Consider the following 20,816-nt stretch of genomic DNA (forward strand, 5'->3'; position numbering starts at 1 on the left):
CGTAGTTCTTGTGGCTGCCGTCTCTGTGATCTTGTCAGGCCCGGGGCACCATGATGTCCACGGTCGGGCTTTCACCCCTTGGTGCAGCGGATGCTGAATCGCCCCGGGTTTGATGCACACCGGTTTATTGGTGCGCAGCCTCGGATTGGGCTGTGTTCCTAGCGTAGTAGAGCGTCTCGTATTCGGCCGGTGGGATGCGGCCCAGGCGGTGCATGAGCCGGTCGGTGTTGTACCAGTTCACCCAGTCGGCGGGGCGCCCCTACACGGCCGCAATCGACGTCGTGCAGGCCAGGTCATGACGAATCTTCGGAGTTGTCGTCAGCTTGCTCCGGGGCTTGATCGAAGTGAGCTTGAATTGGGCCGGCTGGAGAGTCAAGTTCGTCGCTGTTCTCCTCCACGATGAGATCCAAGGCCAATTGGTCTCCGGCGTCGGTGCCTGGGGCGTCTACGGCGCTCTGTTGCCCCGGGCGACTGCTCCGATGAAGAGCTGGGGAAGCGTAGGCAGCCCATGTATTGCCGGCTTCCGCAGCGTGTTTCTGGGTGACTTGGTCGCTGTAGCCGAGCACGTCGGCGACCAGAGGGGCGGGTATCTCAGAGGCGAGTTCCTGTAGTGCGGTGTTGCGTGAGCCCAGCAGATTGATGCCCAGCCATCGGAGCCGGTGCATGATCGATTGCGGGTCGAGGTGCTGGCCGGGTCGGCTGCTGGGGAACAGCCAGGCAGTGCCGATGGCTCCGCCTGCGGTGCGCAGGTTGGGCCGGTGGTGAAGGTGGTAGTTCAGTTGTGAGGCAAATGGTTCGGGCACCGGGATGGGTTCTTTGCCCAGGGCGATGCGGGTCTCGCCGTCGACTCGGGCGATCGCGGTAGCCTGCAGGGCTGCGATCTTGGAGAGCGGTTGCGCGTAGAGCAGCAGCAGGACGCCGGCGACGCGATAGGGAAGGCTTTCGGCGTCGCCGGTGAGCAGTTCCTTGAGCCAGCCCAGGCGCTGTTCTTGGGTGATCGTGGGTGTTGTTCTGGCCTGCCGGAACCCGATCTGGACACCGGTGTTGACCCTGCTGCTCTTGGCCCAGATGAAGAAGGTCCGGATCAGGTGGCGAGTGGTCGGCCCGGAGGTGAGGTAGGCGTCGACATCGTGCTGTGTGCATTCGGCGGCGGTGCGGCCGTGGGTGTCCTCGAGCCAGGTCAAGAATTTGATCGTCTCGGTGATCTCCTGTTTCGCCGATCGTTTCGGGCCGTCGGTGCCTTGACCGGGCTTGGACTGGCTGCGGAGTCGGCGTAGGTGGTGCCAGGTGGCGAACTGTTCGACCGGCCCGCGGATCGCCGGTGAGCCGATGGCGTCCAGTTTGGCGCTCAACCATCCTTCGAAACGTGCGAGGTGTTCGTCGCGCGGGGGGAGCAGTCCATGGTGCTCCAGGATCGACCGCAGGTGGCTGATGTGCTTGCCGCGGCCTGCTGCGGTGAGCCCGTCATGGGTGAGAGGTATTGCGCCGGAGGTGATTCCGCCGAGTAGCTGCAGGACCTGCAGGCTGCGTTTCCAGGCCAGGATGCTCTCGGGCCGGTCCACGCCACACAGCACCTCGATGAGGGTCTCCATGGCGGCCGGGTCGGCGGGGTGGTGCAGCAGGATCCGGCAGAGGTCGTCACGCAAGGCACATCGAGCGCAGTCCCCGGCGCGGTAGATCTCGCCTTCATGTCCGCATGTCCGGCAGGTGAACTTGCCGGGGATACCGGCGCAGGTCAGGCAGACCGGACGCGGGTCGGTGTGATTCGCGCGCCCCGGCAGGACGCCATCGTGACCGCAGATCGGGCAGATGCCATGGGTGCGCATCGCACTGTAGAAGCAGCTGTGGCACAGCCGATCACCCGGCCAGTACACCCGCAGCTTGTTGGCCATGCGCCGGCACCTGCTGCATTCTTGGTCACCATCGGTAACCGGGGGCCGTCCACGTCGTGTCGAGCGGGGATTTGGCTCAATCGTCATCGCTGATGACCCGGGCACGCCGGGGCCGCACGGACTTGTTGAGTTCGACGACATTGGGCGGCGCGATGGTGGTTCCTGAGGCGGTCTTTCTGCGACGCGCGTCGGTGGCGGTCACCGTCACCAGATCCTCCACACCGCAGCCCAGAATGTCACACAACGCCGCCATCAGCTGCAGCGAGACACGTTCGGGCCGTTGATGAACGACCCGGTAGACCTGCGGGCGGGAAAGCTGTATTCCGCGCTCGGCGAGACGGGGGATCAGGTCAGTGCTGTTGTGCATCCCGTGGGCGGCCATGAGCTCGGCCAGCCGCCAGCTGTAGTCGACTTCGCGTTTCATGAGGTTTCCTCTCCCAGCGAGAGCGCGTCCTTGATGGTCTGGTCGAGCACGCGGCGCACGGTCCGAGTCCGAAAGTCGCTGGCGACACCGGTGTAGAGCGATGTGGTGCTGGCGAATTCGTGGCCGGCCTGGTCCTGGACGAACTTGGCGTCCCAGCCGTCCTCGATGAGGTGGGTGATGTAGGAGCGGCGAAACGAATGCAGATCCAGGCCGTCGGTCAGCCCGAGATCGTTGCAGTAGCGCCGGAACCGGCGCAGCAGCGTGTTCTCGGCGACCAGCGAGCCCCGCTCGCTGGGGAACAGATCGATGCTGTCGTCGATATAGGGCTGGCCGTGGGCCAGCCAGTCAGCAAGGATCTCCGGTGTCCAATCGAAGACCGTCAGCACGGTCCGGCGTTTCGGCGGTGAGCCTTTCTTCGCCTTGCCGTAGCGGACCTTGACCGCCCCGTAGCGGCCGAACTCCGCGGCGTGCGGGTTGCGGGAGAAGTCGACAGTCTGCAGATGCCTCAGCTCATTGAACCGCAACCCGTAGGAGTAGGCGACCTTGAACATCACCGAATCGCGGTAGGCCGGCAGCCAGCCCTTCTTGTTTGAGTTGGCGATCAGCGTGACCTGATCATCGGCGTGGTCGAGAAAGTCCTGCAGCTCCTGCTTCGTGAACGGACGCTTCTCGGGGGACTGCTCGTTGTCCTGGACATGTGTGGCGGTGTTCCACGCGAAAAACACCTGCGCCGGATGCGTACCAAACCGCTGTTCGCACACGCGGTCCCACCCGTAGTCCGGGTCAGCGATGTAGGAGCAGAACAACCGCAGCGCATTCTGGTAGCCGCGGACCGTGGACTGCCGACGGCCCTTAATGCCGCGCAAATCGGCGAAAAACTCCTCGACGATACCCGGTGTCCACGACCACGGGAACTCGTTACTGTGCGCGATGAAGCGGCGGACCGTGGCGATCCGGGCATCGATCGTGTCATGTGCCAGGTTGCGGCACAGTTGCTGGTTGCGCCAACCATCGAGCATCTCGTCGACCGTCTGGACCTCAGGATGCAGCAGAGGAACCGAGCCCACGAGGAACACGCGACCGCTCTTATCGACAGGCAAACCGGCCTCCAAGCTGTCTCGTCTGATGCATCATTGAATCATCTAATGAATCATTACCACATCGCCGCCGGTAGATCCATCGCTTCAAGGAGGCCCGCAGCAACGTGTCGAGGCACCGGGCCGAGGCCGGCGTCGTGGCCGCCCGCTGCAATGCGCCCAAACCTGCGGCCAGCCAGGACTTTTCACCCGATCGGGGCCGACGGGCGACAGCGCGGCCGATAGAGTCGACCGGTGCGGGGATGATTCATCTGATGAAAACGGCGTACTTTACATGACATAATGTGGCTTATCGGTACATTACTGACCTGGCCGGATAGCGTCGGAAGGGGTTTGGCCAGGTCAAGTATGGTGCGCGCTGCGACTGCTCTGTTGCCTGATGCTCGATGTCTCGCACGGCCTGCTGCATGCTGACCCCCGCACGCGACGGCGGACCATCGGCTGTGTCGCATGCTGCGGCGCCGACTGACGCTCTCGGCGTGTGGCGCGCTCGCCTCGGATTCATCTCTGGGCGGCGTCCTTTCCGCCCTGTCGGCCCAGGGGCTGAACAGTGTCAATGCGTCACTGTGACGAAATGGCCGATCTGACGCCGGTTACGCTGCTCGCCGGTGGTGTCCGTTCTCACCGTAGTTGGGGCATTCTCATCGAATCTGGGGTAAGTGCGTGTCTTTCTCATTGAATCTGGGGCACCGGGCTTAGCGTTTATGTGTGACGGCGGCGGTGTCGGCTGGGCAGGTCGTGGCGAGTGCTGTGGACTTGGAGTTCAACACCCGCGACGGCTTCGTGCGCCAGCGACTGAACCGATGTGCCGCGGCACAGTTCGAGTTGGAGTGTTCACCAGTGCGGAACTTCCCGTCGTTTCGTGGTCAGCGCAATTATCCCGGCCTGTGGTGGTTCGCCACTACGGGGACTCATGTTGGTCATGAATCGTGGGTTGAACGTGACCAGTTGATGGCGCTCGACGCTGATCCAGACGTCATTGGTGTGCTGTCGCAACCGTTTTGGATTCACTGGCCTGACGGCACCCGGCATGCTCCCGACTACTTCGTGCGTCGCCGCGACGGATCTGTTGTCGTGGTCGACGTTCGGGAGGATGATCGGATCTCCGACGCCGACCGTGACGTGTTTGATCGATCAGCGGCGACGTGTGGAACCGTGGGCTGGGATTATTGTCGTGTCGGCGCTCTTGACCCGGTGCTGCGGGCGAACTTGCGTTGGCTGTCGGGTTATCGGCATCCACGGGTATTGCGTATGCGTCTGGCTGACCGTCTGGCCGAGGTTTTCGCCCGGTCTGGTCCGTTGATGGCGGGCGTGCTGGCAGTAGGGACTCCCCTGGTGGTGCTGCCCGTCCTTTACCATCTGCTCTGGCGTGGACGTTTGGTTGCCGACTTGTGCGGTGCGACGCTGGCTGATGACACGCGGATAGCCCTCGGGACGGGCTGGTGACCTGACGTGAGAACGGGTGTCGTCCGAGTTGGTGACGAAATCCGGTTATCTGCAGGTGTTTTCACCGTTGTGACCTTGTTATCGGGGTCGGCTCGGCTGGTCGACGCAGTTGGTCAGCAGATGGTGATGCCGCTATCGCAGCTGTTGACTGATCCGACCCTGGAGTTGGTGTCGGGGTCGCGGCCGCCGTTGTGTTCGGAGGAAATGCTGGCCGGCATCCCGGAGGTAGCCGTCGAGCAGGCTCGCTGGTGGGAGCGCCACATCGTGGAAGTTCTGACCGGTCGCCAGCCCGGGGCGGCCCCTGGCACGCGATCTCGTCCGCAGTTCGACACAGCGAAGCGTTCACTGCGCCAACGGGAGTTGGCCAAGCTTGAGGAGTTGCGTGCCGCCGGCCACAAGGTGAGCCGGAATGCGTTGCAGCGCCGCAGGTTTTCCTATGAGCGTGACGGTCTTCTGGGGGTCGTCGACGGGCGGCACAATCGACGCCAGCCGGTGTTTGGCCGGGTCGACGAACGCGTTGTCGCCGCGGTGCGCGACGCGATCGACGGCGAGACCGAACTGTCGACCGGAACGGTGCAGCGTTTGCAACGAGGGGTCGCCAAGGCGTTGGTGGTCACCTATGGTGCCGATGATGCGCCCGCGATGCCGTCGCAGCCGACCTTCTATCGACTGGTCAAACGGCTCGCCGAGGGCAAGCACACTTTCGGGTCGGCACGCACGCGCCGATCGCTGTCCAAGCAGCCCGACGGCCCGTTCGGGTCGATCACCGTGGTGCGGCCCGGTGAGATGGTGGAGATCGATTCCACCACGTTGGATGTTCGGGTGGTCCTCGATGACGGCTTGGTCGATCGGGTCGAGTTGACCGGGATGGTCGACAATGCGACCCGCTCGATCCCGGCGGCGGTGTTGCGGCCAACGACCAAGGCTGTCGATGCGTCGTTGCTCCTGGCGCGGGCGCTGACGCCCGAGCCGATGCGTCCGGGTTGGGCTGACGCGCTGCGGATGTCACGGTCGGTGCTTCCGCACCACAGCATGACCGATGTTGATCAACGTTTGGCCGATGCTGCGGCGCGGCCGGTGATCGCCCCGGAGACGATCGTCTGCGATCACGGCAAAGCGTATCTGTCCCAGACGTTTCGGCAAGCCTGCTGCACGTTGGGCATCAATCTGCAGCCGGCCCATCCGGACTGCCCGACGGACAAGCCGAAGATCGAACGTACCCTGCAGTCGGTGGGCACCCTGTTTGCGCAGTACGTCGCGGGGTATGTGGGCTCCTCGGTGGAACGGCGAGGCAAGAACGCCGAGCAGGACGCGGTGTGGTCGATGGTCGAGCTGCAGGCGCTGTTGGACGAATGGATCATCGCGGTGTGGCAGAACCGTCCCCATGACGGGCTGCGGGATCCGGTGACCCCGGGTAAGACGTTGACTCCCAATGAGAAATACGCCGCGCTGGTCGAGGTGGCTGGCTACGTGCCAGTGCCCTTGGATGCCGAGGACTACATCGAGTTGCTTCCGGTGCAGTGGCGCACGATCAACAGCTACGGGATCCGGATCAACCACCGCACTTATGACGCTAAGGCGCTCAACCCCTACCGGCGTCAGCATTCCGGGGTCGATGCTCACAACGGGAAGTGGGAAGTGCACTACGACCCCTACGATGTGTCACGGATTTGGGTGCGCAATCACCATGACGACGGCTGGCTGGCGGCGACGTGGACGCACCTGCGCAGCGCCCCGGTGCCCTTCGGCGAAACATTGTGGCGCCACGCCCGCACGGTAGCCGACCGCAGAGGTCAGAAGGCCCAGGAAGCCGAGATCGCAGCAATAGCCGAGGACTTGATGGACCGGGCCGCAGCCGGGCCTACAGATCGATCGAAAGCCGACCGGCGGGTGACCGGGCGGACCAGCGCCGCCAACGCCGACCGCAACTGGCCGACTCCACCGCTGTCACCGGACTGCGCTGCACCGTCACCGGTGCAGCAGGCCGCTCAACCCTCGCCTGCCGACGATGACGATGAGATGGCTGAGGTCGTACCCCTGCCGGTGTTCGATGCGCGTAAGGAGGCTCAAACGTGGCGGCTGTGACCGAGGTTGCCCCGGTCGGTCAGCTCGAAGATCGCCGCCAGCCCACCACCACGTTGGAAGGCTGGCGGCGTTTTGTTGACGCAGACCCACCAGAATTCAAGCTGCTCGACGACGACGCGTGGGCCAGCCTCGGCGATGACGAGCGTACGGCCTATAACGAGGCACGGGTGGCTCATCATTCTGAGCTGGTGGTGGTTACCACCTCGGCGATAGAAGCGATCACCCACCAGGGCCGGCTGCTGACCTTGCTCAACCAGCGCGAGATCGGGGCGAGGCGCGGACTAATCATTTCCGGTGGCGCGGCGACCGGAAAGACCACGGCCATCAAGCAACTGGGCCGGTTTCATGAACTGCGGACTCATGCACGCTTTCCCGGCGATGAGAGCCGTATTCCGGTTGTGTATGTGACGGCGCCGCCGAAAGGGTCGCCGCGCAAACTGGCGATGGAATTCGCCCGGTTTCTTGGACTGCCCTTGCTCAACCCGCGGATGAACGTGACTGACATTTCCGATGCGGTCTGCCAAGTGCTCATCGATGCCCGCACCGACATCGTGGTGGTCGACGAAATCCACAACCTGAATCTGGATACCCGCGCTGGCGAGGAACTGTCCGATCATCTGAAGTACTTCACCGAACACCTCCCGGCGACGTTCGTTTACGCCGGGATCGATGTGGAACGCTCCGGGTTGTTCACCGGGACGCGCGGACGGCAGCTCGCTGGGCGCTGCGGAGTCATTCACACCAGCGCGTTCCCCGACGCTAAGGAGTGGCGGCAACTCATCGCCGCGATGGAAGGCACCCTGCGACTGCACCGCCATGAGCCGGGAACTCTGATTGCCCAAGCTCGTTACCTGCATCGGCGCACCGGTGGCATGATCGGCAGCCTGGCTCACCTGATCCGGGCCTCAGCGATCCAGGCCATGCTCGACGGCACCGAGCACATCACCCGCGACGGGATGGACGGCGTGTTGATCGACTATGCCGCGCATACCGCTGCGGCCCGCACCGCCAGCTGACATGGCTACTGTCTGGGCCTGGCCACGTGGCCCGCGCCAGCGGTTGCCGCGAACAGTCGCACCGTTCGCATATGAGGCCGCAACGTCGTATGCCGCAAGGTTGGCCCACGCCAACCGCATCGGAGTGCACACACTGCGGGGCTACGTCGCTGAATCTTGCAACGCTCGCCCGCGGCCCGACTGGTTGGCCGCTGTCAGCGGTCAGTCCGAGCAGGTTATCCGCGCCCGTCTGCGCGGCCTTGCTGGCGAGCCGGGCGCCCTCAAGCAGAATATGCGACGCCCGCTCTGCCGAAGATGTATGGCCGGTAAAGGAATCCGCGAACCCGTCTACTGCTACCTGCCAGCACACCGCACGGTCTGTCACCGGCACCGACGTTGGATCGGACCATTGGCACACACTCTCGACAACCAACTCGATCTGCGGGATTGTCCCCAGGTACTTCGGGCTGCCCGAATACACTGGCGCCTGGCGAATCGGTACGCCGAACTCGACCTGCGCGCGGCGCTCGGCGACGCGCGCCACATGCTGATCTATTGGGCTCACGCCGAGCAGCGCGAAGCGGCCGCAATTCTGCAGGCTGGACTACACGCACACGTGTCGGCCTATCCCGAAGTGATCTCGATCGCCGCGACCTTGCTCACCGCTCGACCGCAGATCGAACACGCCGACGGCTCAACGTTATCCGCCTCGGCACTGCTGATCGTCCGTATCGGCGAACGGACCACCACCCACCACAATGACGACACTCCGGTTGAGCAATGGGTGCAACATCACCGATTGGAAAGCCTGTCGGATCACCGTCGACAGTCCGACGAAAGCCCCGTCTCGTCGACCAATGCCCGCACGCGGTCGGCGATATCGCGGAGCAGACGCATCCGAATCTCGTCTGTGGCAGAACGAGAGGAAAGCCGGCGTGACCAGCGGCGGCATGGTTGCTCATGACAACAAGAAGCAGATCGGAACTTACCTGACTCGGTGTTTCGGCTGTTTGGGAGGCGGTGTTGGGCATAACGTCTAGAGGTATGGAATTAACGAATTCTCCGCATTCTGTGAATAATGCCGGCAACGCTGAATTCGGTGGGCCGTTGTCCCGCCGGTCGGCACTGGGCCGCCTCGGTCTCTTCGGTGTCGGCACGATCGCCGCGTCAAGTCTGCTCAGCGCCTGCGACAACAGCGGCGGCGGGTCGTCCTCGGGGGCGGCCGGCGGCGACCACCAGTTGGACAACAGCGTCAAGGGCGCCACCGAGGCGACCAAGGCCGCCAACAAGAAGATCGCCGACAGCCTGCCGTTCAACGACAAGTCCGACTTCGAGGACGCCAAACGCGGCCTGATCGAGCGACCTGAGACGTTGACCATCAAGAACGCCAACGGCGATGTGATCTGGGACCTCGAGGAGTACAAGACCTACATCGCCGATGACAAGCCGGCCCCGGACACGGTCAACCCCAGCCTGTGGCGCAACGCCCAATTATGCATGGAATATGGGCTTTTCGAGGTGGTCCCGGACAAGATCTATCAGGTCCGCGGGTATGATCTGTCGAATATCACCTTCATCCGGGGCAACACCGGTTGGCTCGTCTACGACACCCTGATTTCGCCTGAAACAGCCAAGGCGGCGCTGGATCTGGTGAACGCCAAGCTGGGCCCTCGCCCGATCGTCGCTGTCCTGCACAGCCATTCGCATGTCGATCACTACGGCGGTGTGCGAGGGATCATCAACCAGGCCGACGTGGACTCCGGCAAGGTGAAGGTGATCGCCCCGGCGAACTTCGTCGAGGACGCCGTGAGCGAGAACGTCATCGCGGGCAACGCGATGGGTCGGCGCGCGGTGTACATGTACGGTGCGCTGTTGCCCCGCAACGCCGAAGGTGGTGTCAACGGCGGGCTGGGCATGACAGTGTCCACCGGACTGCCGACGCTGGTGCTGCCTACCGACACCGTCACCGCCTCCGGGCAGAAGATGACCATCGACGGGGTGGACATGGAGTTCCAGTTCACCCCCGGCACCGAGGCGCCCACCGAAATGAACACCTACTTCCCGCAGTTCCGGGCGATGTGGATGGCCGAGAACACCACCAACACCATGCACAACCTGCTGACGCTGCGAGGTGCGCAGGTGCGCGACGCCCTGGTGTGGGCCAAGTTCCTGAACGACACCATCAACGTCTACGGGCCCAACGTCGACGTGAAGTTCCAAAGCCACCACTGGCCGATGTGGGGCCACGACAAGATCATCGATTACTGGCAGCGCCAGCGCGACATGTACAAGTACATCCACGATCAGTCGGTGCGGTTGATGAACAACGGTCTGATCGGTTCGGAGATCGCCGAGGAGATCGCGATGCCTCCGGAGCTGAACAACTACTGGCCCGACCGCGGCTATTACGGGACTCTGAAACACAATTCGCGCGCGGTCTATCAGCGCTATATGGGCTGGTATGACGGCAACCCAGCCGACCTCGACGATCTGCCGCCGGAGCCGGCGGGCAAGAAGTACGTGGACTACATGGGCGGCGCCGACGCCATTCTCGAGAAGGCCAAGAAGGACTTCGACAATGGCGAATACCGCTGGACCGCGATGGTGCTCAAGCATGTGGTCTTCGCGGACCCGAACAACACCGACGCCAAGAACCTGCTCGCCGACAGCTTCGAGCAGATGGGATACCAGGCCGAGTCGGGTCCGTGGCGGTCGGTGTACCTACAGGGTGCCTTCGAACTGCGCAACGGTGTGCCCAGCGCGGGTGGCACGGATGTCGCCAGCCCGGACACCATCTCCGCGATGCCGCCGGAGATGATGTTCGACTACCTGGGTGTGCGTCTCAACGGTCCGAAAGCCGCGGGCAAGAACATCAAGCTCAACGTGACCTTCGATGACTTGAAGAAGGATTACACGTTGCACGTCGCCAATGGCGTACTGAACTACGAACCGGGCAAGATCCCGGATGCTGACGCGAGTCTCACGCTGACCAAGGACACCATGAACCAGATCCAGATGGGCAACCTCAAACTGACCGACGGCATCGATCAGAAGAAAGTCACCCTCGACGGCAACCGCCAATCGGTGGAGGACTTCGTGGGCCTGCTCGACACCTTCCCGTTCTGGTTCAACATCGTCACGCCGTAGCTGTGTGGCCCGCACAGGCTCTGAGCTGAAAACTCGCGTTAGTCACCAAATCGGGCACCATCACGGGCCCGGTCAACATCAGAGGCTCCGTACTGCGGGCACGCCCATGACTGGTCGCCAGGGCACCAATAAGCCGACTTGCCCCAGATTCGATGAGAAATACGCGACACCGAATTCTCATCCAAACTGGGGCACCGCAGGTCAGCAGCGATAACATGCCCCAGATTTAATGAGAACGGACAGGTGGAGACGGCTCGGCGGGTCCGTCGGGGCTTGACCTCCGCCCCGATGTGGGTGGTGGCGAAGGGTTGGGCGACGAAGCAATCGCGGCCACTCCCCGCTCTCACCCCACCGCCGCCGCGCGTGATTAATTTAGTCACAGTGACGATTTGAGGCCCGGGTGCCTCTCCACCGCCGTTGGCGACGAGAGCGAAACTCAGGGGCGCCACGATTCATCGACCAGCGTGACGACCGAGTCGACCACACGGCTGGCTCCGGCGCCCAGCAGGTCGGATTCGGCGATGCCGCCGGTGCGCACGCCGACGAACGGTATGGACATCTGGTTGGCGGCTTGGGCGTCCCAGACGCTGTCCCCGACGAGGACGGCGGTGCTGCCCCCGGCGCTGTCCATCGCCGCCCGCAGTAGATCCGGTGCGGGTTTGGAGCGCTCGGCGTCGTCGGAGCTGGTGACGGCCGCGAAATCATCGCGGTCCAAACCCAACAGCGATAACGCGGCGTCAGTGAACTCGTCGGCACCCGACGACGCCAGTGCGACTCGGTGGCCGGCGGCGACCAGATGGCCGACCAAATCCGCGGCGCCGGGGATGGCCCGAACCTCGGGCAGCACCGCGCGGTACTCCTCGGCCCACTGCGCGCGCAACTGCTCGCCGATCCGCTCTTCGACCGCCGGTCCGCCGAGGTGTGGCACCAACAGGTCGCCACCCATCCCGATCGCGAAATGGGTTTCCCACCACGGCACGTCGAGCTGGTGGCGGGCAAAGGCTCGCTGCCAGGCCAGCGCGTGCAGGTAGGTCGAGTCGATCAGGGTGCCGTCGACGTCGAGCAGAACGCAGTCGACGGCCCCCGGCTCCGCATGGGTCACGGCGGTCATGGTTCCTCGTTTCCTCGCCTGGTCAGTGCTCGGCGCGGTGGCCCACGCCACCAGCCGCGTCGAGCTGATGACCTACGTGACCTGCCCGACCATCCGGTACCACCCGGCGGTCGTGGCGCAGAAGGCAGCCACCATGCAACTGCTCGCCGAAGGCCGGTTCATTCTCGGACTGGGCTCCGGGGAGAACCTCAACGAACACGTCGTCGGGCAGGGATGGCCGGGTGTCCTCGACCGCCAGGGGATGCTCGGCGAGGCGATCGAGATTATCCGGGCACTGCACACCGGCGAACTTGTCGACTATCGCGGCGAGTTCTTCCAGGTGGACTCCGCCCGGATCTGGGACCTGCCGGAGCGCGGAGTGCCGATCGGCGTCGCGGTCGGCGGCACGAGAGGGATCGACGAATTCGGTCCGCTCGCAGACCATCTCATCGCCACCGACCCCGATCGTGAACTGCTCGAGTATTGGAACGCCAACGCGGAGACCACCTCTGTCGGCCAGGGCGCGCGCGCAATCGGGCAGATCCCGATCTGCTGGGACCTCGACCGAGAGGCGGCGATCGCCCGTGCCCACGACCAGTTCCGTTGGTTCGCCGGCGGCTGGGAGGTCAACACCGACCTGCGCACCACCGCGAGTTTCGCCGGGGCGACCCAATACATCACCCCCGAAGACGTGGCGTCGTCGATCCCGTGCGGCCCCGACCTCGATGAGATCGTCGAGTCGGTACGTCCCTACTGGCAGGCCGGATTCACCGACATCGCCCTGGTGCAGATCGGCGGAGACACCCAGACCGAGTTCCTCGACACCGTCGCCGGGCCGCTGCTCGAGAAGCTTCGTGCCGCATTCTGACCCGAACTCGTTTGTCCCAGTGACGATTTGGCATCGGAAAGAGGTTGTGGCGCCGATCAAAGACCCAGGACCCGGCGCAGCCCTCGGTCGACATCGTCCATCAAGCTCGGTAGAACTTGGCCGATCCGATCGCTCAGGTCCGCCTTGTTCAGCGTGGCGAGCGCGGTCACGTTCACCACGGAATCGCGCGGAAGCCCTGTCGCCGCGGCTGGCAGGAATACGTTGCCGGGCATCGTCGCCAGGTCGGTGTTCGAGGTGATCACTGCGGTCAGCACGGTGGCCAGCCGGCTGGCATTGTAGGGATCGGACTGGATCACGAGCACGGGCCGGCGCTTCGCCGGCCTGCTCCCTATTGGTTGGCCCAAGTCGGCCCAATGGAGTTCGCCCCTGCTGATCACCACTCGTCGTCCATGTCATCGAGCAGCGAGTGTCCAGCGGCAACCGCTGAAGCGGCGGAATCCTCGGCGGATGAGAGGCGTGCCACTGCGTCATCAATCTGACCGGTCAGGGACTGAGCGTCCAACTCGTCCAAGTAGCGTTGCGCCGCGCGGGAGAAGAACTCCGACCGGCTCATCCCGAGCTCATTCGACGTGCGAGAAACGCGGGCGAACGTGTCGTCCGGAACGGAAATGGCTGTCTTCATGAATCGAGTATAACCCGGTATTACCGATCCGGGCTGCCCGGCGAAGATTGGCACCGCGCCCGCAGCCTCGGCTTCCGAGCAACTACTGAACGGAAAAGCCCGGGCAACCGGCGGTGAGCCGAATACCTGCACAATCATCGCCGCCCCACAAGCGGCCAACGCTTGCCCTCGCCGGAACAGCATGATTACCCCCGATGTACTTGGCGAACGCTTCAGGGAATACGCGCACAGACGTACTCTGAACTCTTTTGTCACGGTGACGATCTGACGCCGGGGGCGGTTTGGACCGCCTGGATTGCCGCGGTCGCGAGACGCTCGGCGAACGCGTGGTCGGCAGGCTGTCGAGTGAGTAGATGCCGGAAATGGATCGGCGCCACGAGAAGTTCCATGAGGGCACGCCCGTCGGCGTCCGCTGGCAGCTCGCCGCGCTCGGTCGCCCGCGCCAGCATCGGCAGGATCTCCTGGAATCGGCTGGCCCAGAACGTCTCTCGCGCCTGTCGGGTCGCTTCTGATTCTGGAATGTAGGCGAGCGTCCGCGTGAGCCCATCCCCCAGCGGGGTGTTCAGATAGTCGATGAGCTCGCTCGCGAAGGTGCTGAGGTCGCCATGGAGGGTTCCGGTGTCCGGCACCCGCAGCGTCCGCTGGCTGGCAGCCAGGAGGGCGTCGACGACCAGGTTCTCGCGGGTCTGCCAGCGCCGATAAATCGTGCTGTCTCGGACGCCCGCGCGACGACTGATCTCCGGGATGCCGATCTTGTCGACGCCGCCCTCGATCACCATCTCGAGCACGGCCTGATGGACGGCGTCGCGCACGCGCGCTGACCGCCCCCCAGGGCGCCGGACCGTCTCGGCATCACTCACATGGACATCTTAATGCAGAAAACTTGCGTTTGTGAATGTCGGCCCGTACCGTTCCGGTAACGCAGATTTCTCTGCAATAAGAACGCATGGAGGTTCCCCCGATGTCTGTCTCCGATCTCGCCCAACGATTCCTGGTGACCGTCTGCGCCCTCACCAAAACGACGGAGGCGGCCACCCACAGGCTTGGACCGACACCGTTTCTGCCGCGACTGTTCGTCGACCGGTTCACCCACCTCGGCGGCATCTCGCACGAGACATTTCGCGCCCAGTTGGAGGGCTGCCGATCATTCGAAGACGCGTACTGGGCCGACTACTGGGAGACCTTCGCGAACCAGCAGCTCGCGGTTGCCGACGCCGCGCTCAGCCGGCTGGGCGGACCGCGTGCCAGTGAGTTGATCGACGGCAGCGCGGTGGATGTGGGCAGACTGGGTGAACTGCTTGCTCCGGCGGCGACGATCCTGTCCGAACGCGGGCCGATCGCAGATCCGGATGCTGTGCAGCGCTTCTGCGAGGCGAACCCCGCGCACAAAGACGCCGCGGTCGCGCTCGACGGTCTGATCAAGGCGATGGTCTACGAGTTCGCCGCGGCATGGCCGGGCTGGAGCCCGCTGCGGTTGCGCGCCTACGAGCGATCCCACACCCTCGGCGAGATCCTGCTGACCGCGTTGGCCCCCGTGATGGGTGTGATGATCGAGCGGGTGGACATCCCCTTCGGCGGCGATGACCGGGTGCGCGGCTACTTGATGATCCCTGACGGCGTGACCAATCCTCCGGTCGTGCTCATCACCAACGGCGTCGAGGGCAGCCTGGCCGAAGCGTTCCTGCCGCTTCTGAAATACCGGGCCGAAGGTCTGGCGATGTTCGTCATGGAGATGCCGGGCACGTACTCCTACCGCGAACCGCTGTCGCCTGCTGCTGAGCGCGTGTACACGACGGTCATCGATTTCCTGGCCGATGAGTCTCGCCTGGACGGCGAACGTATCGGTATGGTCGGGCTCAGCTTCGGCGCCTACTGGGCCACGCGTATGGCGGCGGTCGACGGACGCTTGAAGGTCGCCATCGCCAACGGAGCGCCGACAAGCCGAAGCTTCCAGCCGCTTGGATCCATCGGGCTGCCCGAGATCATGGTGTCGACTCTCCGAAACGCCACCGGCGCAAAGACCATGGCGGGCACGGTGAAGCGGCTCGCGGCGATGTCGCTCGCCGACTACTACTCGCGAATTCCCATCCCGCTGTTGGTGATCAACGGCGCCGAGGACACCCTCGTGAGCACCCAGGACTCGATCGACATCGCCATCGGCGCTCCGCAGGGGCAGCTGGTGCTCTACGCCGACGACGATCACTGCGCGATGGGCCATTCCGATGAATGGATGAGACTGTCGCAGGATTTCCTCCGCAGGCACCTACTGCCCGTCGGCGATAACCCTGCGGCCCGCTCGTGACCCGGGCGGTGATTCGGCGGCTGCTCAACCGCGCCGGGCGCCGGATCGACGCGCAGATCGACACCGGTGCGGGCTGGCAGGATACCGAGGCGCTCCCCTGGCAGGCGCCATTCCACTCGGAATTCGAACTCGCGCGCTACGAAGGTCAACCCGAGCACGCAACGGTGCTTCCGGTGTGTCCCACATCTTTTCGCGACTTCATGGTCTTCGAGAAGCACGCGATCGACGCCGCCCGCGGACTCACTCGACGATTCATGCCTGCGATCTATCCGGTGGCACGCGCCTTCGAACGAGTGACCGGCCGGACGTTCCCGCCGTTTCGCCCGCACACGTTGTGGTACCGCCAGCCGATCTACTACATGTCCAATGCCCTCACGCTCATCCCGTCCGGGGTGCCGGTGTCCCCGCCGGCGTACACCACGGCACTCGACTTCGAACTCGAGCTCGGTGTCGGCGTCATCGAGCATCTCATCGGAGGCGCCGAATGAAGATCGACCAGGTGTCTGATTCGGTCTATGTGGTGGCCGGCACAAACGTCAACTGGGCGCTGATCAGCAGCGGGTCCGGTGTGACGCTCATCGACGCCGGCTATCCGGGCGACACGGCCGATGTTCTGAAGTCGGTGCGTGAGGTCGGGCACAGGCTCGAGGACCTCTCCGCGGTCCTCATCACCCACGCGCACCTCGACCACATCGGCGCGATCCCCGCCCTCGTCGAAAGCGTCGGCATGCCGGTTTACACCGGCGGCGCCGAAGTGCCGCACGCCCGCCGCGACTACCTGGAGCAGATCACACCGAAGGACATGATCCGACAACTCTCCACCGCCCGAGGCAGGCGATGGGTAGCTCAAACGTTGAGGGCTGTTCGCGGGGGTATGGCGACCACCATCCCGTCGGCCGCCAGCGTCGACGACGTGGTCTTGCCTGGTGGGCTCACGCCAATTCCGACACCAGGGCACACCACCGGCCACACGGCGTACCTCTTATCGGCCGAGGGCGTGCTGTTCTCCGGTGACGCTCTGGTCACCGGACACCCGCTGAGCCGACGTTCCGGTCCGCAAGTGCTGCCCGCGGTGTTCAATCACGACGAAGCCCAAACGCTGGCCAGCGCGCGGCTGCTCGCCAACCAAACCGCTCGAACGATCGTTCCCGGCCACGGGCCGGCGATCCATCAGTGACCGCCGAGCCCGAACGGACGTCGCTCACCCAGACTACGCGGCAGATCACCGGCTTAAGGTGGGCGGCATGCCCCCAAGCAGTGAGCGGTATCGGCGCAGGGTCAACAGGTTCAACCGACTGGTGCTCGCCCTGCAGCGTGCCGGCGTCGGTCTGGGCCGGGTGCAGATCCTCACAACCATCGGGCAGCGCACCGGACAACCACGCAGCATTCCCGTGGGGGTGGTCCTCATCGACGGCCAGCGCTACCTGATCCAGGCCTACCCAAACGCGGCATGGGTGGCCAACGCCCGTAAAACACCGACCGCCACCCTGGCGCACGGCCGACGCTCGACCAACATCAGGCTCGTTGAAATGCCCGTCGAAGAACGTCGCCCGCTATTGGCCAGACACCTGCAGGGAAGCCCTCCGCGCGTGGGAAAGCTGCTCGTCACCACTGGCCTGGTCGATGATCCCTCCCCCGACGCCATCGCAGCCGCCGCAGATCGAATCGCGGTCTTTCGCGTTGAAACCGCCTGAGAGACAGTCACGCGCCCGACTCCAGGTCCCCCACGTAACTGGCGAAGCCGCCCTCGACCCGGGACGTCTCACGGCCGGAGGTGCGCACATTCGTCTGGTGGGTGGCGATCCACCGCGTCGTCACCCGCTTGATCCGGGCCACCAGGTCGACGTCTTCGTCGCTGTCGAGTTCGCGGAATCCGCCCGCCAGCAGATACGTGTCTGCCCGGACGCCGAGGTTCGCGCCGTGCACATGCGGGTGGTTCTCGTTGAGGTGGTATTCCCGGAGCCACAGCCGGTGCTGATCGTCGGTGAGGCCGAATGGCGTCACCGTTCCGATCACCGCGTCGTGCGCCTCGGCCAGCCGCAGTTGCGTCTCCAGCCACGTCGTCGGCACCACGGTGTCCGCGTCGGTGTTGGCGATCCAGACCTCGTCGTGCCGGTATCCCGCGTCCTCGCAGGATGCGAGGACCGCGGCGACCCCGGCTTTGCGTGCCGCGCCGACGCAACCGGCGTCGACCGGCAGCACCTGGATGGGAAGCTCACGTAGGACGGCGACGCTGTCGTCGGTGCAACGGTCCAGCACGATGGTGACACCGCAGGACACCTCCGGCCGAGCCGCGCCAATATGCTCGACGGCCGCCAGCAGGCCGCGCACGCAGGCCTGCAGGTGGCGCTGCTCATTGTGCGCCGGAACCACGATCTCGACACGCCTGACTGAACTCACGAATCCCCCTGTTCGCGGTGAACCGACACCGGCGCTCCCCACACATCGATGAGGAGGTCGGCGTCGGCGTAGTGGGCGCGCAGCGGCAGGTCGAACACCGCGGCGGCTTGCGCGTGGACGGTGGCGCCGTCCAGCGGAATATCGGTGACCGGGCCTTGCCAATGCGCCAGCAGGATCTCGCCACCGTCGCGGAGTCGCCGCCTCACCGCCCGCAGGGTGGCGAGGAGTTCGCACCCGTCGAGGAAGTACCCGACCTCCGAGACGATGATCGCGTCGAACAACCCGGACGGCAGGTCGTCGGGCGCCGCCCCGTGCGCCCAGCGCACCGCAACCGGCCTGATGCGCGCGACTCGCAGCGCCGTCTCACTGGCGTCCATGGCCACCAACTCGTCGGCACGACCGGCGAGCCGCTCGGCGAGTTGCCCGGTGGCGCAGCCGATCTCCAGCATCCGCTTGTAGTGGGCACGCCCCAGGCAGGCCTGCACGAGATCGAACCGGCGCCGTTCGTAGAGGCTGTCGTCGAAGCGCCACGGGTCATCCTCGCCGTCGGCGAACATGGCCTCGAAGGGCTGCGCCACCAGATCGCGGGCCCGGCCGGGTAGCACGTCCTCGCGAACCCGGTCGGCAAGCTCCGTCGTGTCGGGGACCACGACGGTCTCAACGACCCGAGCGGCCCGCCGCAACACCGACGACCCCACAATGGGATCACCATCGGGTGAATGCAATTGGCTGACATAGCAACTCAGCGCACGAGCCTTCGAGTGCCGACCGTGCAGCGTCGGAGTGAGGATCCGAAGCCGCGCCCAGTCCATCTCCTCCGGCGTCGCCCAGTGCCACAACCAGATCGGATAGTGCAGCAGCGCCGCCCCGCGCTCGCCGGCCGCCGTCAGGGCCGCACGAGCGACGGCGTCGTGGTCGCCGTGCCCGTCGCATTCAACCGGCGCCAGCACCGTCGTCCGCGCGTCGATGACCGACGCGATCCGCCGGCAGATCTCCGATTCGTGTTCTGCGAGAACGGCGTCCGGGAAATCCCACCACACCATCGAGATCCCCGGCCCGAGCGCGGAGACCGCCTGCTCGCCCTCCGCGCGCCGGATCGACACCGGATCCCCGCCGCCGTAGGTCAAGAAAATGACCGTGACATACACGCCGGCCGCAGCCAGATCCGACAGTGTTGCGCCGATCGCCAGCGTCTCGTCGTCCGGGTGCGGGGCCAGGACGACGACGCGCGGGTGGCGCTTCAGGATTGCGTCCAGGTCAAGTCGAGGAACGTCGTCCCAGCCCGGGTGCAAGAGCCACTCGGACTCCTTGCAGCCTGCGTCGCGGTGGCTGAACGGGCGCGGCTCACGCATCGAGGTGGCCCGCGTCATCAAGGATCAGCTGGCCCAGCTGCGCCAGATCGCGCTCGCCGTGATGCTGACGCAGGTACACGGTCAGATCTGCGACTCGCCGGGCGTAGCCCTCGTCGCCGACCAAGGGTCCCGGGCCCAACGCGTGCCCGGCGATCTGCTGGACCGCTTCGGCCGCCCGGGCGGTGACCGCCCGCACCCGCTGGGCCAACAGATTCGCGGTGGCGCCGGCGCTCCCGGCGTCGATCTCGCGCGCCGACGCCTCTAGGCACGTCGCGGTGGCGAACATCAGCTCGTCGGCACTTCCCAACTGCGCCAGCACGATCCGGTCCCCCGCGTGGGTGCGGGCATAGTCCCTCAAGGCCTCCAGCAGGCCAAACGCGATGCCGTACCAGACTGCGGCAACCCCTATGCCGCCCCAAGCGAAACCGGGCCGCTCCAGATACCAGCCGGATTCGCCGACCGGCGCCGCCGGAGCGGCGTCCATGGCGATCGGCCCGCTGGGCACCGCGACCAGCCCGCGCGCCACCCAGTCGGCGTCCAATGTGGCGATGACGGCGGGATCCAGCCGGACGGCGAACGCGCGACGTTCCCCGTCGGAGACATGGGCGGTGACGATCGCGTGCGAGAGCTGTCGAGACAGTGAGCACCAGGGTTTGACGCCGCTCAGCGTCCAGCCGGGACCGTCCGAGGTCGCCTGAAGGCGATGCCCGGGGGCGTGGGCGGCGTAAACGCCCCAGGTGGACTTCTCGTCGGCGCCGATGTCCTCGATGACGGGTCCCAGGCCTGCCTGGTCCAGAATGGCTCGGGCGTCCAGGTGCGGCTCCACCGCGCGGGCGGCGGTCGCGTCGACGGCGCCGAGACTGGCGAGGGTCCGCAGGTAGCCCAGGGTGTGGCCGGTCCCGGGCTGGCAGCCCTCATTGGCCAGTGCTGTGGCGAGCGTCAACGCGCCCGCCACGTCAGGTTCTCCGTCGGCCAGGACCTCGGCCGCGAAGCGGGACCGAAGACCCGGATCGACGAGGCGCCCAGCCACGGTGCTCTCGCCGGCTGTCACCGCACTGATATACCCCGGCGGGCG

The 20,816-nt window shown here is 65.2% G+C and carries 19 protein-coding genes and 1 pseudogene; 10 read left to right on the top strand and 10 right to left on the bottom strand.

Features of this window, described 5'->3' with window-relative positions; genetic code table 11:
• Positions 1 to 293: 293 nt before the first annotated feature.
• From L2Z93_RS09100 to L2Z93_RS09110, 3 genes are all read right to left on the bottom strand, one after another.
• Positions 294 to 1,892 carry a hypothetical protein gene (locus L2Z93_RS09100; RefSeq protein WP_234786214.1) on the bottom strand — a complete coding sequence of 533 codons (1,599 nt, stop codon included), beginning with the start codon at positions 1,890 to 1,892 and terminating at the stop codon, positions 294 to 296.
• 76 nt (positions 1,893 to 1,968) lie between these two features.
• On the bottom strand, positions 1,969 to 2,316 hold the full coding sequence (locus L2Z93_RS09105) for a helix-turn-helix domain-containing protein (protein ID WP_067997206.1): 348 nt from the start codon (positions 2,314 to 2,316) through the stop codon (positions 1,969 to 1,971).
• The gene (locus L2Z93_RS09110; RefSeq protein WP_231963334.1) at positions 2,313 to 3,416 is read right to left on the bottom strand and encodes a tyrosine-type recombinase/integrase; all 1,104 of its coding nucleotides are present in this window, start codon (positions 3,414 to 3,416) and stop codon (positions 2,313 to 2,315) included. The genes L2Z93_RS09105 and L2Z93_RS09110 overlap by 4 nt, the downstream gene beginning before the upstream one ends.
• Positions 3,417 to 4,121: 705 nt before the next feature.
• Here L2Z93_RS09110 and L2Z93_RS09115 point away from each other — a divergent pair.
• From L2Z93_RS09115 to L2Z93_RS09135, 5 genes are all read left to right on the top strand, one after another.
• On the top strand, positions 4,122 to 4,859 hold the full coding sequence (locus L2Z93_RS09115) for a TnsA-like heteromeric transposase endonuclease subunit (RefSeq protein WP_234786215.1): 738 nt from the start codon (positions 4,122 to 4,124) through the stop codon (positions 4,857 to 4,859).
• 126 nt (positions 4,860 to 4,985) lie between these two features.
• A complete protein-coding gene (locus L2Z93_RS09120) occupies positions 4,986 to 6,944 on the top strand; it encodes a Mu transposase C-terminal domain-containing protein (RefSeq protein WP_090591936.1) in 1,959 nt (652 codons plus the stop codon).
• Entirely contained in the window at positions 6,932 to 7,960 is a 1,029-nt protein-coding gene (locus L2Z93_RS09125; protein WP_090591674.1) for a TniB family NTP-binding protein, read from the top strand. The genes L2Z93_RS09120 and L2Z93_RS09125 overlap by 13 nt, the downstream gene beginning before the upstream one ends.
• A gap of 184 nt (positions 7,961 to 8,144) precedes the next feature.
• Positions 8,145 to 8,903, top strand: coding sequence for a hypothetical protein (locus L2Z93_RS09130; protein ID WP_234786216.1), 759 nt, complete (start codon positions 8,145 to 8,147; stop codon positions 8,901 to 8,903).
• Between the two features lie 143 nt (positions 8,904 to 9,046).
• Positions 9,047 to 11,086 (top strand): alkyl/aryl-sulfatase, encoded by a 2,040-nt coding sequence (locus L2Z93_RS09135; RefSeq protein ID WP_234786217.1) that lies wholly within the window; start codon positions 9,047 to 9,049, stop codon positions 11,084 to 11,086.
• Positions 11,087 to 11,522: 436 nt separating this feature from the next.
• Here L2Z93_RS09135 and L2Z93_RS09140 read toward each other — a convergent pair whose 3' ends face one another.
• A complete protein-coding gene (locus L2Z93_RS09140) occupies positions 11,523 to 12,197 on the bottom strand; it encodes an HAD family hydrolase (protein WP_090591678.1) in 675 nt (224 codons plus the stop codon).
• On the opposite strand from L2Z93_RS09140, the gene L2Z93_RS09145 reads away from it, so the two are divergent.
• Entirely contained in the window at positions 12,196 to 13,044 is an 849-nt protein-coding gene (locus L2Z93_RS09145) for a TIGR03557 family F420-dependent LLM class oxidoreductase (protein ID WP_090591681.1), read from the top strand. The genes L2Z93_RS09140 and L2Z93_RS09145 overlap by 2 nt on opposite strands.
• Positions 13,045 to 13,100: 56 nt before the next feature.
• Here L2Z93_RS09145 and L2Z93_RS09150 read toward each other — a convergent pair whose 3' ends face one another.
• From L2Z93_RS09150 to L2Z93_RS09160, 3 genes and pseudogenes are all read right to left on the bottom strand, one after another.
• Positions 13,101 to 13,445 carry a type II toxin-antitoxin system PemK/MazF family toxin gene (locus tag L2Z93_RS09150; protein ID WP_090591684.1) on the bottom strand — a complete coding sequence of 115 codons (345 nt, stop codon included), beginning with the start codon at positions 13,443 to 13,445 and terminating at the stop codon, positions 13,101 to 13,103.
• Between the two features lie 82 nt (positions 13,446 to 13,527).
• Positions 13,528 to 13,687, bottom strand: a pseudogene (locus L2Z93_RS19445) (ribbon-helix-helix domain-containing protein); the annotation flags it as partial.
• A 251-nt stretch (positions 13,688 to 13,938) separates the two neighbouring features.
• Positions 13,939 to 14,547, bottom strand: a complete 609-nt coding sequence (locus tag L2Z93_RS09160; RefSeq protein WP_234786218.1) for a TetR/AcrR family transcriptional regulator — start codon at positions 14,545 to 14,547, stop codon at positions 13,939 to 13,941.
• Between the two features lie 86 nt (positions 14,548 to 14,633).
• Here L2Z93_RS09160 and L2Z93_RS09165 point away from each other — a divergent pair, with 86 nt between their 5' ends.
• The 4 genes from L2Z93_RS09165 to L2Z93_RS09180 all read left to right on the top strand — a co-directional run bounded on the left by L2Z93_RS09165 (position 14,634) and on the right by L2Z93_RS09180 (position 17,683).
• Complete coding sequence (locus L2Z93_RS09165; RefSeq protein ID WP_234786219.1) at positions 14,634 to 15,989, top strand: alpha/beta hydrolase family protein; 1,356 nt, start codon at positions 14,634 to 14,636, stop codon at positions 15,987 to 15,989.
• Positions 15,986 to 16,477, top strand: coding sequence for a hypothetical protein (locus L2Z93_RS09170; protein WP_090591696.1), 492 nt, complete (start codon positions 15,986 to 15,988; stop codon positions 16,475 to 16,477). Before L2Z93_RS09165 ends, L2Z93_RS09170 begins: the two co-directional genes overlap by 4 nt.
• Positions 16,474 to 17,166 carry an MBL fold metallo-hydrolase gene (locus L2Z93_RS09175; RefSeq protein ID WP_090591700.1) on the top strand — a complete coding sequence of 231 codons (693 nt, stop codon included), beginning with the start codon at positions 16,474 to 16,476 and terminating at the stop codon, positions 17,164 to 17,166. The genes L2Z93_RS09170 and L2Z93_RS09175 overlap by 4 nt, the downstream gene beginning before the upstream one ends.
• Positions 17,167 to 17,287: 121 nt before the next feature.
• Entirely contained in the window at positions 17,288 to 17,683 is a 396-nt protein-coding gene (locus L2Z93_RS09180; protein ID WP_234786220.1) for a nitroreductase/quinone reductase family protein, read from the top strand.
• Between the two features lie 7 nt (positions 17,684 to 17,690).
• Here L2Z93_RS09180 and L2Z93_RS09185 read toward each other — a convergent pair whose 3' ends face one another.
• The 3 genes from L2Z93_RS09185 to L2Z93_RS09195 are packed head-to-tail and all read right to left on the bottom strand — an operon-like array spanning position 17,691 to position 20,771.
• Positions 17,691 to 18,389 carry a glycosyltransferase family 2 protein gene (locus L2Z93_RS09185; RefSeq protein ID WP_090591710.1) on the bottom strand — a complete coding sequence of 233 codons (699 nt, stop codon included), beginning with the start codon at positions 18,387 to 18,389 and terminating at the stop codon, positions 17,691 to 17,693.
• Positions 18,386 to 19,759: a PIG-L family deacetylase gene (locus tag L2Z93_RS09190; RefSeq protein ID WP_090591713.1), complete on the bottom strand. Its 1,374-nt coding sequence runs from the start codon at positions 19,757 to 19,759 to the stop codon at positions 18,386 to 18,388. The genes L2Z93_RS09185 and L2Z93_RS09190 overlap by 4 nt, the downstream gene beginning before the upstream one ends.
• A complete protein-coding gene (locus tag L2Z93_RS09195) occupies positions 19,734 to 20,771 on the bottom strand; it encodes an acyl-CoA dehydrogenase family protein (RefSeq protein ID WP_202971883.1) in 1,038 nt (345 codons plus the stop codon). Before L2Z93_RS09195 ends, L2Z93_RS09190 begins: the two co-directional genes overlap by 26 nt.
• Positions 20,772 to 20,816 lie beyond the last annotated feature (45 nt).

The organism is Mycolicibacterium brumae (assembly GCF_025215495.1).
In the GTDB taxonomy this organism is placed as follows: Bacteria; Actinomycetota; Actinomycetes; order Mycobacteriales; family Mycobacteriaceae; genus Mycobacterium; species Mycobacterium brumae.

Coding starts and splice junctions, on each gene's coding strand:
- L2Z93_RS09100 (WP_234786214.1), bottom strand. CDS start 1,892: ATGGCCAACAAGCTGCGGGTGTACTGGCCGGGTGATCGGCTGTGCCAC.
- L2Z93_RS09105 (WP_067997206.1), bottom strand. CDS start 2,316: ATGAAACGCGAAGTCGACTACAGCTGGCGGCTGGCCGAGCTCATGGCC.
- L2Z93_RS09120 (WP_090591936.1), top strand. CDS start 4,986: ATGCCGCTATCGCAGCTGTTGACTGATCCGACCCTGGAGTTGGTGTCG.
- L2Z93_RS09145 (WP_090591681.1), top strand. CDS start 12,196: ATGGTTCCTCGTTTCCTCGCCTGGTCAGTGCTCGGCGCGGTGGCCCAC.
- L2Z93_RS09140 (WP_090591678.1), bottom strand. CDS start 12,197: ATGACCGCCGTGACCCATGCGGAGCCGGGGGCCGTCGACTGCGTTCTG.
- L2Z93_RS09165 (WP_234786219.1), top strand. CDS start 14,634: ATGGAGGTTCCCCCGATGTCTGTCTCCGATCTCGCCCAACGATTCCTG.
- L2Z93_RS09175 (WP_090591700.1), top strand. CDS start 16,474: ATGAAGATCGACCAGGTGTCTGATTCGGTCTATGTGGTGGCCGGCACA.
- L2Z93_RS09190 (WP_090591713.1), bottom strand. CDS start 19,759: ATGACGCGGGCCACCTCGATGCGTGAGCCGCGCCCGTTCAGCCACCGC.